Source organism: Ramlibacter cellulosilyticus (assembly GCF_014297465.1).
GTDB lineage: Bacteria > Pseudomonadota > Gammaproteobacteria > Burkholderiales > Burkholderiaceae_C > Ramlibacter > Ramlibacter cellulosilyticus.
Genome location: NZ_JACORT010000001.1, coordinates 788,627 through 803,435, shown reverse-complemented (window position 1 = coordinate 803,435; position 14,809 = coordinate 788,627). Strand labels below are relative to the sequence as shown.

The 14,809-nt window shown below is 72.0% G+C and carries 19 protein-coding genes; 10 read left to right on the top strand and 9 right to left on the bottom strand.

What is annotated here, in order from left to right; translation table 11 throughout:
• Positions 1-107 precede the first annotated feature (107 nt).
• On the top strand, positions 108-1,817 hold the full coding sequence (locus H8N03_RS03980) for a tannase/feruloyl esterase family alpha/beta hydrolase (RefSeq protein ID WP_187074807.1): 1,710 nt from the start codon (positions 108-110) through the stop codon (positions 1,815-1,817).
• Positions 1,818-1,839: 22 nt separating this feature from the next.
• On the opposite strand, the gene H8N03_RS03975 is transcribed toward H8N03_RS03980, so the two are convergent.
• Positions 1,840-2,628, bottom strand: coding sequence for a helix-turn-helix transcriptional regulator (locus tag H8N03_RS03975; RefSeq protein WP_187074806.1), 789 nt, complete (start codon positions 2,626-2,628; stop codon positions 1,840-1,842).
• Positions 2,629-2,820: 192 nt separating this feature from the next.
• Here H8N03_RS03975 and H8N03_RS03970 point away from each other — a divergent pair, with 192 nt between their 5' ends.
• Positions 2,821-3,207: an HPF/RaiA family ribosome-associated protein gene (locus tag H8N03_RS03970; RefSeq protein WP_187074805.1), complete on the top strand. Its 387-nt coding sequence runs from the start codon at positions 2,821-2,823 to the stop codon at positions 3,205-3,207.
• A 10-nt stretch (positions 3,208-3,217) separates the two neighbouring features.
• Here the strand turns inward: H8N03_RS03970 and H8N03_RS03965 are convergent, their stop codons facing one another.
• Entirely contained in the window at positions 3,218-4,117 is a 900-nt protein-coding gene (locus H8N03_RS03965; protein ID WP_187074804.1) for an aminotransferase class IV, read from the bottom strand.
• A 119-nt stretch (positions 4,118-4,236) separates the two neighbouring features.
• Between H8N03_RS03965 and H8N03_RS03960 the strand changes: the two genes are divergently transcribed.
• Positions 4,237-4,596, top strand: coding sequence for a PA2779 family protein (locus H8N03_RS03960; RefSeq protein WP_187074803.1), 360 nt, complete (start codon positions 4,237-4,239; stop codon positions 4,594-4,596).
• 6 nt (positions 4,597-4,602) lie between these two features.
• The gene (locus H8N03_RS03955; protein ID WP_187074802.1) at positions 4,603-5,580 is read left to right on the top strand and encodes a PA2778 family cysteine peptidase; all 978 of its coding nucleotides are present in this window, start codon (positions 4,603-4,605) and stop codon (positions 5,578-5,580) included.
• Here the strand turns inward: H8N03_RS03955 and H8N03_RS03950 are convergent.
• A complete protein-coding gene (locus tag H8N03_RS03950) occupies positions 5,577-6,629 on the bottom strand; it encodes a serine hydrolase domain-containing protein (protein ID WP_187074801.1) in 1,053 nt (350 codons plus the stop codon). The genes H8N03_RS03955 and H8N03_RS03950 overlap by 4 nt on opposite strands.
• A 43-nt stretch (positions 6,630-6,672) precedes the next feature.
• Between H8N03_RS03950 and H8N03_RS03945 the strand changes: the two genes are divergently transcribed.
• The 3 genes from H8N03_RS03945 (at position 6,673) to H8N03_RS03935 (ending at position 8,564) form a co-directional block, all read left to right on the top strand.
• The gene (locus H8N03_RS03945) at positions 6,673-7,542 is read left to right on the top strand and encodes an NUDIX hydrolase (protein WP_187074800.1); all 870 of its coding nucleotides are present in this window, start codon (positions 6,673-6,675) and stop codon (positions 7,540-7,542) included.
• 360 nt (positions 7,543-7,902) lie between these two features.
• On the top strand, positions 7,903-8,049 hold the full coding sequence (locus tag H8N03_RS03940) for a hypothetical protein (protein WP_187074799.1): 147 nt from the start codon (positions 7,903-7,905) through the stop codon (positions 8,047-8,049).
• Between the two features lie 8 nt (positions 8,050-8,057).
• Positions 8,058-8,564, top strand: a complete 507-nt coding sequence (locus H8N03_RS03935) for a DUF4864 domain-containing protein (RefSeq protein ID WP_187074798.1) — start codon at positions 8,058-8,060, stop codon at positions 8,562-8,564.
• Between the two features lie 63 nt (positions 8,565-8,627).
• On the opposite strand, the gene H8N03_RS03930 is transcribed toward H8N03_RS03935, so the two are convergent.
• From H8N03_RS03930 to H8N03_RS03910, 5 genes are all read right to left on the bottom strand, one after another.
• Positions 8,628-8,996: a hypothetical protein gene (locus H8N03_RS03930; protein WP_187074797.1), complete on the bottom strand. Its 369-nt coding sequence runs from the start codon at positions 8,994-8,996 to the stop codon at positions 8,628-8,630.
• A gap of 129 nt (positions 8,997-9,125) precedes the next feature.
• Complete coding sequence (locus H8N03_RS03925; RefSeq protein ID WP_222622797.1) at positions 9,126-9,668, bottom strand: L,D-transpeptidase; 543 nt, start codon at positions 9,666-9,668, stop codon at positions 9,126-9,128.
• 211 nt (positions 9,669-9,879) lie between these two features.
• The gene (locus tag H8N03_RS03920; protein ID WP_187074795.1) at positions 9,880-10,788 is read right to left on the bottom strand and encodes a hypothetical protein; all 909 of its coding nucleotides are present in this window, start codon (positions 10,786-10,788) and stop codon (positions 9,880-9,882) included.
• A gap of 98 nt (positions 10,789-10,886) precedes the next feature.
• Positions 10,887-11,054, bottom strand: coding sequence for a hypothetical protein (locus H8N03_RS03915; protein WP_187074794.1), 168 nt, complete (start codon positions 11,052-11,054; stop codon positions 10,887-10,889).
• Between the two features lie 119 nt (positions 11,055-11,173).
• Positions 11,174-12,091, bottom strand: a complete 918-nt coding sequence (locus H8N03_RS03910) for a DUF808 domain-containing protein (protein WP_187074793.1) — start codon at positions 12,089-12,091, stop codon at positions 11,174-11,176.
• A 41-nt stretch (positions 12,092-12,132) separates the two neighbouring features.
• On the opposite strand from H8N03_RS03910, the gene H8N03_RS03905 reads away from it, so the two are divergent.
• Positions 12,133-12,423, top strand: coding sequence for a 2Fe-2S iron-sulfur cluster-binding protein (locus H8N03_RS03905; protein ID WP_187074792.1), 291 nt, complete (start codon positions 12,133-12,135; stop codon positions 12,421-12,423).
• A 22-nt stretch (positions 12,424-12,445) separates the two neighbouring features.
• On the opposite strand, the gene H8N03_RS03900 is transcribed toward H8N03_RS03905, so the two are convergent.
• Entirely contained in the window at positions 12,446-12,634 is a 189-nt protein-coding gene (locus H8N03_RS03900) for a hypothetical protein (protein ID WP_187074791.1), read from the bottom strand.
• A 116-nt stretch (positions 12,635-12,750) separates the two neighbouring features.
• Between H8N03_RS03900 and H8N03_RS03895 the strand changes: the two genes are divergently transcribed.
• Entirely contained in the window at positions 12,751-13,521 is a 771-nt protein-coding gene (locus H8N03_RS03895; RefSeq protein WP_187074790.1) for a c-type cytochrome, read from the top strand.
• Positions 13,518-14,804, top strand: coding sequence for a c-type cytochrome (locus H8N03_RS03890; RefSeq protein ID WP_187074789.1), 1,287 nt, complete (start codon positions 13,518-13,520; stop codon positions 14,802-14,804). Before H8N03_RS03895 ends, H8N03_RS03890 begins: the two co-directional genes overlap by 4 nt.
• Positions 14,805-14,809: the final 5 nt, after the last annotated feature.

Below are 14,809 nucleotides of genomic sequence, written 5' to 3'. Positions count from 1 at the left end.
GGCTGGACCCGCTGCATGCCGCAGCCGCTGTCCTCCTCTGGGATGACAGCGGCGCGCGCGGCGCGCACTACAGTGGACTGCTGCCCGATGCCACGACAGGAAAACGCATGCGCCCCTTCCCCTTCACCGCGCAGACCGGCGCGGTCCTCCTGGCCGCCCTGCTCACCGCCTGCGGCGGCGATGGCGACGGTGGCGTGGCCACCGCCCCTCCCGAAGCGCCGCCCCCTGCCGCACCCGAGGCGCCGCCGCTGACCGCGGCGCAGTCGCGCGCCTGGTGCGAAGGGCTGCCGGCGGCACCGGGCCTGGCGAACACGACGGTCACCACGGTCTACCACGCCGAAGGAACGCGCCGGCCGGGCAATGCGGCCACGGGCGATTTCCTGCCGGGCCACTGCGTCGTCGAGGGCAGGATCGACCCGCGCGTGGGCACGGACGGCAAGAACTACTACACGGGGTTCCGGCTGAGCCTGCCGGACAACTTCAATGGCCGCTTCCTCTACCTGGGCGGCGGCGGCAACGACGGCTCCCTGGCCGACACCTCGCGCACGGCGAGCATCTCCGGCGGCACGCCCTCGCCCCTGGGCCAGGGCTTCGCCGTGGTCTCCACCGACGCGGGCCACCAGGGCGGGACGGCCGCCTCCTTCGGCGCCGAGGCGCAGGCCCGCATCGACCACGCCTATGCCGCGCACGACAAGACGGCGCAGGCCGCCAGGTCCCTCATCGCCAGCCGCTACGGCAAGCCCGCGGCGCATTCGTACTTCGCCGGCTGCTCCGGCGGCGGGCGCCAGGGCATGATGTTCTCGCAGCGCTTCCCGGACTACTTCGACGGCATCATCGCCGGCGCCCCGGCGATGCGTGTGTCGAGCGGCGCGACCATCGCCGCGATGTGGAACAACGTCAAGTTCACGGCGGCCGCGCCCACGGACGGCTCCGGCGCGCCCATCCTGTCGCAGGCGCTGTCGATCACCGACCTCGACCTGCTCGCCGACGCCATCCTGCAGAAGTGCGACGCCGCCGACGGGGCAGCGGACGGCATGGTCAGCAGGACCAACAGCTGCACTTTCGACCCCGCCGTGCTGCAGTGCGCGGGCGCCAAGACGGACACGTGCCTGAGCGCGCAACAGGTGAACGCGGTGAAGGAAGTGTTCGCCGGTCCGCGCAACTCCTTCGGCACCGCGCTGTACTTCGGCCAACCCTGGGACGCCGGCATCCGCGCGCCCGGCTGGCGTGCCTGGACCCTGGGCAGCTCCACGACCGCGACGCCGAACTCCGCGTACAACACCCTCATGTCCGACGCGCTGCGCAACGAGTTCTTCACGCCGCCGGACCCCGCCTTCAACGTGCTCGCCTTCGACTTCGACCGCGACCCGCTGCGCATGGAAGCGTTCTCGCAGGTGTACGACACCTTCCGCGACACGACGCTGGCCGCGTACCGGGCGCACGGCGGCAAGCTGATGATCGTGCACGGCATGGCCGACCCCATCTTCTCCGCCACCGAGTCGCAGCGCTACTACGACCAGCTCGTCGTCAACAACGGCGGCCTGGCGGCCACGAAGCAGTTCGCGCGCGCGTTCTACGTGCCCGGCATGAACCACTGCTCGGGCGGCCCCGCCACCGACAACTTCGACGCGATCCAGGCCATGGTGGACTGGGTGGAGAAAGGCAGCGCGCCCGACCGCATCGCCGCCCGTGCGCTGCCCACCAACGCCTTCTTCCCCAACCGCTCGCGGCCGCTGTGCCCCTACCCGCAGTTCGCGAAGTACAAGGGCACGGGCAGCGTGGAGGACGCCGGGAACTTCACCTGCTCGGACTCGTGAAACCGCGCGCCGGCGCGCGGGCTCAATGCAGCTCCGCGCGCGCGGCGAGCAGCGCGAACAGCTCGCTGCGGAAATGGATGCCCAGCCGGCCGAAGGCGCGGTTGCGGTAGGTCTTCACCGTGGCGAGGCCCAGGCGCAGGTCGGCCGCCACGCCTTCGTGCGTCATGCCGCGCAGCAGGCGCTCGCAGACGTCCAGCTCGCGGTCGGTGAGGTCCGGCGCGAGCAGGCGCAGCTGCCGGCGCCAGCCCGCGGCCTTGCGCTCGTCGGGCGGTGCCGGCATCAGCGCGACGTGCTTGCGGGCCAGCGCGACGAGCGCGGGCGCCATTTGTTCGAACGCGGCGACCTGCGCGTCGGTGAAGGCCTGCTGGTGCAGGTGCCGGTACAGGTTCAGCGCGAACAGCGCCCCGTCGGGCTCCCGCTGCACTGCGGAGATGCGCTCCGCCATGCCGTGCGCCTCGTACACCAGCACGCGGTGTTCCCTCGGCACTTCGCCTGCGTCGACGTGGCACAGCACGATGGCCTGGGTGCCCTCCGTGCTCTCCAGGCTGCGGTCCTCGCGATGCGGGCCCGAGATGTAGGCACGCCAGCAGTCCCGGGTGCGGTCCGGCACCCCGCGGGTGGCCGACATGAACAGCCGCGGCGCGCGCGTGCTGCCGATCTGGTAGACGGAGAAGGAGGCTGCCGGCACCAGGGGATGCACGTGCGCCAGCAAGGCACCGGGGAAGCCCGGCTGGCCCAGCGCGTCGATCATGGGGGCCAGCGCCTGCCCGGGCGCTCCCGACGTGGCAGGGGCCGTGGTCCATTTCCTCATGCGGCCATCATCGCCTCATCCCGCGCTGCGCGGCCCCGTCGCTTTCCCGTACGTTTGCCAAGCGCGCCGCGCGCGCGCAGGATGGGGCAGCGAGCGGCTCGCAAGCTCCGTCCGACAGGCGAAAGCAAGCCGTCCGACTTGCCTTGCAGCCCGGCCGTCCGCAGCATGGTGTCAGACGCGAAAGGAAACCGCATGAAAGTGCAAGTCAACACCTCCAACGACATCGACAACCAGGACGCCCTGGAGCGCTGGGCCAGCGACTACCTGAACGAGCAGCTCGCGCGCTTCGACCAGGACCTCACGAGCATCGAAGTGCAGCTGAGCGACGAGAACCATGCCGCCAAGGGCGGCGGCGTCGACAAGCGCTGCACGCTGGAGGCACGCGTCAACGGACGCGCACCGGTCGCGGTGACCAATTACGCACCCAACCAGGACCTCGCGATCCGCGGGGCCACCGACAAGCTGATGCACGCGCTGGACCACACCTTCGGCAAGCTGGACCGGCGCGAGCACCGCGTCCGCGACACCATCCGGCGCGACCCGGAGGTGATCGAGCAGCTGGTGCCGCCCCAGTCGTAGGCGCAGGCTCCTAGTACCTGACCGGCGTGGCGTACCGCGGGTCGCGGTGCCACGCCCAGTACGTTTCGGCGAGCCGCTGCGTCATCGCGCCCACCTCGCCGGAACCGACGGTCTCGCCGTCGATGCGCGTCACGGGCAGTACCCCGCCGCCCGACGTGCTCAGGAAGGCCTCGTCCGCGCCGCGCAATTCGTCCGCAGGCAAGGCCCTCGCCTCCACGGCGATGCCTTGCGACTGCGCGATCTCCATCACCGTGCGCCGCGTGATGCCTTCCAGCACGCCTTCGCGCGGCGTCACGAGCCGGCCTGCGCGGACGGCGAACACGTTGAAGCCCGGTCCTTCCACCACGTTGCCCTGCGCATCGGTGAGCAGCACCGTGTCGGCACCGGCATCGAGCGCTTCCAGCAGCCCCATGGTCATGTCGTTCCAGTGGTAGTTCTTCGCCGTGGGATCCACGCTCGCGGGCGGGATGCGCTGCACGCCGCTGATGCGCACGTCGAGCCCGCGGCGCCGCTGTTCCTCGTTGGCGATCCACACGTAGGGCACCGCGAACGCGTAGAACTGGTTGGCCGCCTGGCGCGGGTCGCGCGAGCCCCAGGGCGGCTGGCCGCGGGTGCACAGCATCTCCACGTACGCGCTGCGCAGGCCCGCGAGCCGCACGCATTGCTCCAGGATCGCGACGATCTCCTCCGGTGAGCGGCCGGGGTCGAGCCGGAAGCGGCTGCAGCTGCGCAGGAAGCGCTCGAGGTGCGCATCCAGGCGGAAGAACGCGCCGTCCCAGACCGTCACCACGTCGTACGCGGCATCCGATCGCAGGAAGCCCCAGTCGGTGAGCGGCACGCTCGCCTGCGCAATGGGCACGTAGCTGCCGCGCTGCCATGCGGCGCCTTGCGAATAGTCGGGCAGGGTCATGGGCGGATTTTCGTAGCAAGCTGTATCGGAACGGAAGCGCGCGCACCCCCTGCAGAGCCAGGCGTGCGTAAATGTCGCGCCGCGTTTCCGACCGCGGGATGCACAACAAGGAGCCCTCCGTGAACCTCGCCCTGAAGAAGACCACGTGCCGCGTGCTCGTGGTCTCCCTGCTCGCCCTGTCCTTCCAGACCGCCAACGCCGGCCTCATCGGCGCCGACCAGGCCGCCGGCCCGGCGCCCTCCCCCGAGCGTGCCCTGGTGCTGGGGACGCTGGACCGCGCCGAAGTCGCCGCGCAGCTGCAGGCGGCGGGCATCGACCCGCGCGCGGCGCGCGAACGCGTGCAGACCATGAGCGACCAGGAAGTGCAGGCGCTGGCACGGGACATCCAGGCCGCTCCCGCCGGCGGCATGAGCGACTGGGGCTGGGTCGCCGTCGTCCTGATCGCGGCGCTGATCTGGTACTACGCGATCCGCAAGTAAGGAAGCATGCAGGCATCGCTTCGCTCTTCCTTGCGCTGCGCGCAGTGGCTCGCGGCCTGCGCCGCCGCGCTGCTGCTCGCCGGCTGCGGCATGCTGATCCCGCAGACGGTGGACCTGCGCACCGCCTGGCCCGAGAGCGTGCCGCGCCAGGCGGAGCTGGCGCGCGTGCCCTTCTTCCCCCAGGACGACTACCAGTGCGGCCCCGCCGCGCTGGCAATGGCGATGGTGCACGCCGGCGCGCCGGTGCGGCCGGAGACGCTGGTGGAGGAAGTCTGGGTGCCGTCGCGCCACGGCAGCCTGCAGGTCGAGATGCTCGCGGCGCCGCGCCGCCACGGCCTCGTGAGCTACAGGCTCGCGCCGCACTATGCCGACCTGCTGCGCGAAGTCGCCGCCGGCAACCCCGTCATCGTGCTGCAGGACGTGGGCATGTTCCTGCCCGAGTGGCACTACGCCGTCGTGAACGGCTACGACTACGCCACCGGCACCGTGTACCTGCGCTCGGGCCTGCAGATGCGGCAGGCGATGCCGTTCTCGTATTTCGAGCGCACGTGGCTCGCCGGCCGCTACTGGGCGATGGTGGTGCTGCCGCCCGGGCGCATCGCCGCCACCGCGACCGAGGAGCGCTGGCTGGACGCCCTGCTCGGACTCGCCCGCGGGCGCGACGCGGATGCCAGCGTGCGTGGCTACCGCGCGGCGCTGGCGCGCTGGCCCGACAGCCTGCCGGCGGCCGTGGGGCTCGCGAACCACCTGCATGCGCAGAACGCCCTCGACGAGGCAGCGGCCGTGCTGCGCATGGCGCTGCAGCGCCATCCCGATTCCGTGATCCTGATGAACAACCTGGCCCAGACGCTGTCCGACCAGGGCCGCAATGGCGAAGCGCTGGCCCTGATCCACCGCGCCGATGCGGCGCAGAGCCCCTTCGGCAGCGAGGTGCGCGCGACGCGCGAGCTGATCGAGGAGCGCCTGCGGGCCGCAGGTTCCTAGCGCAGCGCGCGCGCGACGCGGCTCACGAAGCCGGGGCTGTGCGCCGGATCGAGCCAGCGCACGACGACCACCGCCTGGTGCGCGGGGTCTATCCAGGTGTAGTGGCCACCCGCGCCGACCAGGAACCAGCTCTCGCGCGACGCGTCCGCGAACATCGCGCCGTCGCGGTTCAGCCAGGCGAGCCAGCCGTAGAAGGGCGCGATCGCGCAAGGCTGCTGCATGCGCGCGATCCATTCCGCCGGCAGCAGGCGCTGCCCCGCATGCATGCCGCCATCGAGCAGCAACTGCCCGATGCGCGCCTGGTCGCGTGCACTGATCGAGACGCCGCCGCCCCAGTGCGAGCCACCCGGCACGGACTGCACGCGCAGGCCGCCGACTTCGACCCACGCATCGTCGTAGCCTTCCCAGCGGAAGCCCTCGCCGCCGCCCAGCGGCCGCAGCACCGCCTCCTCGAAGACCTCCGGCAGCGGCCGGCGGTACAGGTGCAGCAGCGCCAGCGAGAGCTGGTTGATGCGCACGTCGTTGTATTCCCAGTAGCTGCCGGGCGCCTGCAGCCGGCGCGGCTCGCCCTTGGCGCCTTGCGGCGGCTTGGGATCGTGCGACACGCGGCGGTTGTGTTCCACGGTGTCCGGCATGCCGAGGCAGGTGCCTTGCCACTCGCTGGTCTGCTCCAGCATGTGCGCCCACGTGATGGTGCGGTTGTGCGCGTCGTCGAAGCCGATGCCCGGGAGCAACTGCGCGATGGGCTGCTGCGGATCGGGCAGCAGGCCGCGCGCGTGCGCCAGGCCGGCGAGCAGCGCGAGATAGGTCTTCGCCACGCTGTAGGTCAGGTCGGCCCGGTCCGGCTCGCCCCAGGCCGCCACCTCGCGCCCGCCGATGCGGATCACGCCGGACACGGGCCCGCGCGGATGCACGGGGCCGCGCAGCCGGTTCCACGGCGGCGGGTCGGCCTGGTGCACGCCCCAGCGGTCGGGGTCGGCGGCGGGGTCGCGGGGCCAGGGCACTTCGTGCGCCTGTGCGTGGGCAATGGCTTCGCTGAAGTCGGGCATCACCCAAGCATAAGGGGTGGCGGGCTCTGTTAGCCTCACAGCCATGGAGTTGAACACGACGCGCATCGAGGGGCCCGCCGCGCCTTCCGCCACGGTGGTGCTGCTGCGCGACGCGCACGAGGACCTGGAGGTGTTCCTGCTGCGGCGGCACGCGCAGTCCGACGTGCTCGGCGGCGCCTACGTCTTTCCCGGCGGCAAGGCGGATCCCGAGGACCTCGGCTGGGTGCAGCGCCTCGACCGCCCACCGGCGGCGCTGCATGCCGCGCTCGGCGAACCGGAACTCTCGGAAGGACAGGCGGCGGCGCTGTTCGTCACAGCCATCCGCGAAGTGTTCGAGGAGACCGGCGTCCTCTTCGCCGACATCACGCCCGGACAGGCCGCAGAGGCGTGGGCCGCGCTGCGCCAGGGGCCGCGCTTCGACGAGCTCTTCGAAAACACCGGCCTGCGGCTGCACGCCGGCGCCCTGCTCCCCTGGTCCCGCTGGATCACGCCCGCCCTGAGCAGCGTGGGCCGCAAGCGCTTCGACACGCGCTTCTTCGTCGCCACGGTGCCGCCCGGCCAGGAGCCGCGCCACGACACGCACGAGGCGACCGAAAGCCTGTGGCTCTCGCCGCGCGCGGCGCTGCGCCAGTACTGGGACCGGCAGATCGAGATGGCGCCGCCGCAGATCATGAGCCTCACGCACCTGGCGCGGCACCGCAGCGTCGCGAGCGTGCGGGCCGCGGCGGGCGCGCGGAGGCCGCCCTGCATCCGGCCGGAGCCGCGCGACGTGGACGGCACGCGCGTGCTGTGCTATCCGGGCGACCCGTGGCACAGCGAGCGCGAGCAGCTGCTGCCGGGGCCGACGCGCCTGTCGTGGCGCAACAAGCGGTTCGAACCCGACGCGGGGCTGGACATCCTCCTCGGCGATTGACGCACGGGCCGCGGGGGGGCACGCCTACAGCGGCAAGGGCCCGGCGCCTGCGATCGCCGCGCGGCCGCCGCACTCCAATCCATCAAAGCCCACCGGATTCCGCGCTACGACGACAGGGATCGGACTCTTCCGCCGCCGCAGGCGATGAGCGAGAACATTGTCCAGTGGTCCGGTGGCTTCCCCCGCGGATCGGGACAGCGCCTCCGGGCGCTGTTTCCATTTGTGGCGCGGCCACGCACGCACCGGCACCGGCGCCCTTGCGGCTCCCACGCGGGCCAGCGCACTCCACCTACAGCGGCGCAGCAGGGGCCGGCCGTACGCTCTCGTCCAAGCACAACACGTTGTTCCGGGAGACCACCAATGAGCCCGCTGATGATGCGCATCTTCACCCTGGTCGGCATCGCGCTGGCCGCCACCAGCATGCAGCTGAAGGCGCGGGCGGATGGCGCGCCGGAGCCTGGCTTCCAGCCCCTCTCCGCCATCGTGGTCCCGGCCGCACGCCCCTGAGGTTCCCCTTGCACACGCCCTCCCCCTCCGATTTCGCCTTGCGGCCGCGCCATCGCCGCCCCCGTGCCGGCGTCGCGCTCGCCTGGTCGCTCCTGTTCTCCGCCGTCCTGGGCGGCGCGGTGTTCGCGTCCGACCCGGCGCACCTGCGCGTGCCCGGCGAAGCGGACAACGTGCAGGTCGTCCGCACGGTGGTGCAGCAGCAGCTGGCTGCCTTCGCCAACGAGGACGCGCTGCAGGCCTTCGCGCTGGCCGACACCGACCTGCGCACGCAATTCGGCACGGCCGAGGCCTTCCTGGCGACCGTGCGCGAGCAGTACCCGATGCTGATGCATCCCACCAGCGTGCTGTTCCTGAAGCCGGAGACCGACGGCCGCATCGCGCTGCAGCGCGTGCGCGTTGCCGACGAGGAAGGCTCGTCGTGGACGCTGACCTACCTGCTCAATCGCGAAGGCGGCCGGCAGTGGCGCATCAGCGGCTGCGTGGTGACGCCCGAGGGCCGGCAGATCCTCACCTGATCGCATCGGCGCGCCAGGAAAAAGGCCGCCCGGGGGCGGCCTTCGTCCTTGCGAGAGCCCGTTTCAGTTGCGGTCGGCCTTGGCGGCCTTGTGCGACTTCTTGGCCTTCTTGTGGGTGCCCGTGTCGGCGGCCATGGCGCCGCTGCCGGTCGAGCCGGAGTTGTTCATGGACGCGCCGGAGTTCATGGAGCCGGACGCACCGGTGCTGCCCGCCGTGCTGGCCGCGGCGCTGCCCGCGGTGGAGCCCTGCGCTGCCGCGCCTGCGCCCGCGCCGCCCGGCGTGCCGGTGGTGCCCATCGGGGTGTTCTGCGTGCTGCGCTGGCCGGCGCCCGTGGCGGGGTCGGCGGCGGGACGCGGCGGCGTGCCCTGGGCCATGGCGAAGCTGACGGTAGCCGCGGCAACCGCGGCAGCAAGGATCTTGAGCGAGGACATTTCAGGGATCTCCTTGGTTGGACTTTCGTGTGTCCGGCGTCACGCCGGCCTGACCAAGATAAGGAGACCCCGATGAGGCAACGTCAGTGCCGCGCGCACGACGTTGTCGGAAAGTTCCTAGGAACCGCGCTAGAGCGCGTTGAACACCTGCTGCACCGGCATGTTCTCGGGCATGACGTACACGACGCTGCGCCCCTGGCCCAGCACGCGCTGGACCACCTGCGTGTAGAACGGCACGGGCACCACCACGCACCCCCAGGACACGCGCCTGCCGGCGGACTGCGTGCTGGCGAGGCGCGAAGCACGCGCCTGGTACGCGAAGCCGGGCCGCAGCCGGTGGATCGCGAAGGCGCTCGCGTAATCCACCCACACCACGTGCTCGCCCGTGGCGTTCACGCCGGCCTCCGAGTCGAAGCGGCCTGCGGGCGTGGTGCGGTCTTCGGGTCGGAGCGTGCCGTTCTGCGTGCGTTCGCCGGTGCCGGGGAGCGTGTGGTCGCCGGGGGCGCTCCCCAGCAGCGCCGGCGTGTGCCCGGCCAGGCGGCCGTCGGCGTGGAAGACGTACAGGCGCGCGGCCCGCTTGTCGACGATGGCGAAGGGCTTGCCGCGCGCATCGCTGGTCTGCGTCACCCAGTCGACGAGCCGCGCCGCCTCGGGCGTCGGCCGGGTGGCCATGAATTCCTGCGGTGCCGCCTGCGCGGGCTGTACCCACGCCACCACCGTCCATGCCGTACTGCCGGCTGCATTCCGCAGCCACCGGCGCCAAGCTGACATCCTCGCGTCCCCTCTTTGCCGAGCCACGATGGCTCAGCAGGGGCGGATGCTAGCAAGCGCGGCCGTGGCCGCGCAACAGGGGAGTTGTAAACGCCGGGCGCGCGCCGGGGTCTCAGGGCTTCAGCGCGACCTTCTGCACGCCGGCGCGGGAAGCGGGCTGTTGCGTGCGCGCCTGGATCGCGGCGGCCTGCGCGGGGTCGGTCACGTCGAAGGCACCGAACACCTGCTGCACCGTCTTCGTGTCCGGCAGCACGTAGATCACGGCGCCTTCCTTGCGCACCGTGGGGCTCACGACGTCCTCGTAGAAGCGCACCGGCAGGTTGATGCAGCCGAAGGAGATGCGGTTGTCGTCGACGGTGAGGGATGCGAGGCGTTCCAGGCGGCGTTCGCTGGCCACCGTCGGGCGGATGCGGTGCATGGAGACGGCGGCGTCGTAGTCGACCCAGACCACGTCCTCGTGGCTGGCGTTGAGGCCCGGTTCGGCGACGAAACGGCCGGCGGGCGTGGTCTTCTCCTCGGGGCGCACCAGCTCCAGCGGCTTGTCGCCGATGCCGGGGAAGGAGTCGTCGCCGTGCGCGGAACCGAGCAGCGCGGGCGCGCTGTCGCGCAGGCGGCCGTCACGCCCGAAGACGTAGACGCGTGCATCCTTCTTGTCCACCACCACGAACGCATGCTTCTTCGCGTCGCCGGTGGCGACGACCCAGTTCGCCACCAGCCGCGCATCCGCGGAGGGGTCCTCGCCGCGGAAGTCCGCGAGCCGCACGCCGGTGGAGGGAGCCACGGGCGCCGGGGGGTGCGCGATCGAAGGGGCGGAGGGAGCCGGCGCGCTCGCGTCCGGCGCCATCGCGACCGGCGGCTCCTGCTGCGCGTCGCGCGACTTCAGCATCTTCAGGGGAGGGATCGCGACCAGCATCACGCCGGCGGCGATGAGCGCGCCGAGGCGCGCGGAGGAGACGAATTCCGAGCGCCGCACCGGGCGCTCAGCGGGCTTCGTCTTCTTGTCGTTGCGGTGTTCTTGCATGGACGGTCTCGCTGGGGAAACCGCAGCTTAGGCAGCCGACCGGGAGACCCGCGTGGGGCGAGTGCCGTTGCGCTTGTAGGAGCGCGACGGCGCCTGCCTCAGTTCGCCTCGCCGCCGGCGCGCACTTCCTGCCAGCGCTCGATCTGCAGCGAGGGGTCGGCGCATTCGCAGCCGAGGGCGTAGCCGAAATCGTCGTCGACCGGCATCGCGTCGACGGACAAGGGCATCGGGTTGGCGGGCTGCATGGACGGCTGCATCTCGGGCATGTCGGACTCCCTCTCGATTGGAAGGGCCATTGTTCGGCCCGCGTCGGAAAAGGTTTATCCGCCGCGCACCCAAGGCAGCGTAGGAGCCCGCCTACGCATGAGCTTGGGTGGCCTGTTCGTCAGGCCGGAAGTGCGGGTTTCCCCCGAGCGCGGCGCACGGCGGCGTAGATGCCGACCAGGATGCTGCCGGCGATCGCCCCCACCGCCATGTTGAACAGCATGCCGAGGGGAACGTGCCATGCGCCGGCATCGGCGGTCGCCTCCTCGAAGGCGTGGTGGAGCTGCGGCACGCCGTGCTCGAGGATGCTGCCGCCCACGAGGAACATGGCGATCGTGCCGCCGATGGAAAGCGCCTTCATCAGCCAGGGCGCCGCCCGCAGGATGCCGCGGCCGATCGCCCGGGCGGCAGCGGAGGTGCGCTGGTGCAGGTAGATGCCGAGGTCGTCCAGCTTCACGATGCCGGCGACGAGGCCGTACACGCCCACGGTCATGGCGAGCGCGATGGCCACCATCACGGTCACGCGGGTGAGGAAATCCTCGCCGCTCACGGTGCCGAGCGAGATCACGATGATCTCCGCCGACAGGATGAAGTCGGTGCGGATGGCGCCCTTGATCTTGTCCTTCTCGAAGGCGCGCATGTCGACCTGGTCGTCCAGGAAGGCTTCCTTCAGTTCCTTCTCGTGCGCCGCGTCCTCGTCGCGGCTGTGCAGCAGGCGGTGCAGGACCTTCTCCGCGCCTTCGAAGCAGAGGAAGGCGCCGCCCAGCATGAGCAGCGGCGTGACCGCCCACGGCACGATCGCGCTGATCGCGAGCGCGGCCGGCACGAGGATCGCCTTGTTCACCAGCGAGCCCTTGGCCACCGCCCACACGACGGGCAGCTCGCGCTCGGTGCGCACGCCGGTGACCTGCTGCGCGTTCAGCGCGAGGTCGTCGCCGAGCACGCCCGCGGTCTTGCGCGCCGCGACCTTGGTCAGGACCGAGACGTCGTCGAGCAGGGTGGTGATGTCGTCGAGGAGCGCGAGGAGGCTGGTGGCCATGCGGGGGAGGATCGTTGTTCTCTGCTCATTATCATCAAGGGATGACGCAAGAGGGGGCGCCGACAACGCAGTTCCAGGCGACGCTGCAGCCCTCGGGCCGCCGCTTCACGGCACCGGCCGGCCGGCCGCTGCTGCTGGCGGCGCAGGAGGCCAGGATCGTGCTAGCGAGCTCCTGCCGCAACGGCACCTGCCGCGCGTGCCTGCGTCCGCTGCATGCGGGACGCGTCGCGTACCGCATCCCCTGGCCGGGGCTGCTGCCCGAGGAAAGGGACGGCCGCTGGGTCCTGCCCTGCGTGGCCTACCCGGAATCGGACGTCGTGATGGGTGACTAGGCGCCTGCGCGGCACGCGCAGGTCAGTAGTTGCCCGTGCGGTACGGGCTGCGAGGCACGTACTTGTGCTCGCCGTCGGGGATGGGCTCCGCCTTCGGGTCCGGGCGGTGCTGGACCGCGTTGCTGCCATCGCCGCCCGGCGGCTGGCGACGGCGGCCTCGCGGCGTCTCCGCCTGCGGCTTGGGCCTGCTCGAACGTCGGTACAGGTTCATGGCGGCCACGTTAGGTTTCGCCGCCTCCGCGCGTTGTAGGACGCGGGCCATGCACATGTCCGCTGCGAACCGACGTTGCGAAACGCGGATCGCGAGGAGTGGCATAGTCGCGTGCCATGCGCGGCAAGCTTCTCCTTCTCCTCTCCCTGCTGTGCGGTGCCGCCGCCGCGCCCGCAGCACCGATCGCATTCCAGGACACGATGGGCCAGCGCACGCTCGCCTGCACCTCCTGCCACGGCCGCGAAGGCCGCGCCGGCCCGGACGGCTACTACCCGCGCCTCGCGGGCAAGCCCGCGGGCTACCTGTACAACCAGCTGCTGAACTTCCGCGACGGACGGCGCCACTACGGGCTGATGGCCGGGCTGCTGGCACCGCTCTCCGACGCGTACCTCTACGACATCGCGCTGCACTTCGCGAGCCTCGACGTGCCCTACCCCCCGCCGCAGCGCGCGAACGTGCCGCCCGAGGTGCTGGCGCGCGGCGAACGCCTGGCGACGCAGGGCGACGCCGAGCGGCGGCTGCCCGCCTGCGCGAGCTGCCACGGCAAGGCGCTGGCCGGCGTGCTGCCCAACACGCCCGGCCTCCTGGGCCTCCCGCGCGATTACCTGAACGCGCAGCTCGGTGCCTGGCGTACCGGCCAGCGCCGCGCGGTGGCGCCGGACTGCATGGCGGAGATCGCGCGCCGGCTCTCGCCGGAAGACCTGTCCGCGGTGACGGCCTGGCTGTCGTCCGAAGCGGTGCCCGCCAACGCGCACCCGGTGTCGCTCGAAGCGCCCGCGCCCGCGCGCCGCAAGGGGCGCAAGGCCGCGGCGCCGGCCCCCGCGCCCGAACCGCCGCCGATGCGGTGCGGCGCGGCACTGCCCCCGGTGGCGGGGAGCACGCGATGAAACGCCTGCTCCTCGTCGTGGGCGTCCTCGTCCTCCTCGCCGCCGCGGCCCTCGGCGCCCTCGTCTGGTCGATGAACTTCGGCGGCGAACGCATCCGCGACGGCGCGCCGCGCACGCCGCCCGCGCGCGAACAGGTCGCGCGCGGCGCCTACCTCGCGCGCGCGGGCAACTGCATGCTGTGCCACACGGAGCGCGGCGGCGCAGCGTATGCAGGCGGACGCCCGCTGGAAACGCCGTTCGGCACCGTGTACGCGAGCAACATCACGCCCGACGCGGAAACGGGCATCGGCACCTGGTCGGCCGCGCACTTCCGCCGTGCGCTGCACGAGGGCCGCTCGCGCGACGGGCGCCTGCTGTACCCGGTGTTCCCGTACACGCACATGACGCGCGTGACGGAGCCCGACGCCGACGCGCTGTTCGACTACCTGCGCAGCCTGCCCGCCGTGTCGCGCCCGAACCGGCAGCACCGCCTGCGCTGGCCCTACTCGACGCAGGCGGCGCTTGCGGTGTGGCGCACGCTCTACTTCCGCCCCGAGCAGCAGGAGGAGAACCCCTCGCGCCCGGCGGAGTGGAACCGCGGCGCCTACCTCGTGCAGGGACTGGGCCACTGCGGCGCCTGCCATGCGGCGCGCGACGCCTTCGGCGGCCAGCGGGACAGCATGGACCTCTCGGGCGGCCTGATCCCGATGCAGAACTGGTACGCGCCATCGCTTGCATCGCCCACCGAGGCGGGCGTCGCCGACTGGTCGATCGACGCGATCGTGCAGCTGCTGGCGACGGGCGCGTCCCCGCGCGGCACGGTGCTCGGCCCCATGGCCGAAGTGGTGCTGCACAGCACGCAGTACCTCGAGCCCGCCGACCTGCGCGCGATGGCGGTGTTCCTCAAGGGGCTGCCGCAGACGCCCACCGACACCGACCCGCGCGAGGTTCCGCGGGCTGCAGCGTCCGTGCTGGAGCGCGGCGGCAAGCTGTACGAGCGGCACTGCGCCGCCTGCCACGGCGACCAGGGCCAGGGCGTGCCCGGCGCGTATCCCCCGCTCGCCGGCAACCGCGCCGTGATGCTCGCGAACACCTCGAACCTCGTGCAGGTGATCCTGCATGGCGGCTTCCCGCCCGCCACGCGCGGACAGCCGAGGCCCTTCGGCATGCCGCCCTTCGCGACCGTGATGTCGGATGCGGACGTGGCGGCCGTCATCACGTACGTCCGCTCTTCCTGGAACAACCGCGCGGCGCCGGTCAGCGAACTGTCCGTCAGCCAGCAGCGCAGCAGCACGCGCGAGTAGCGGTC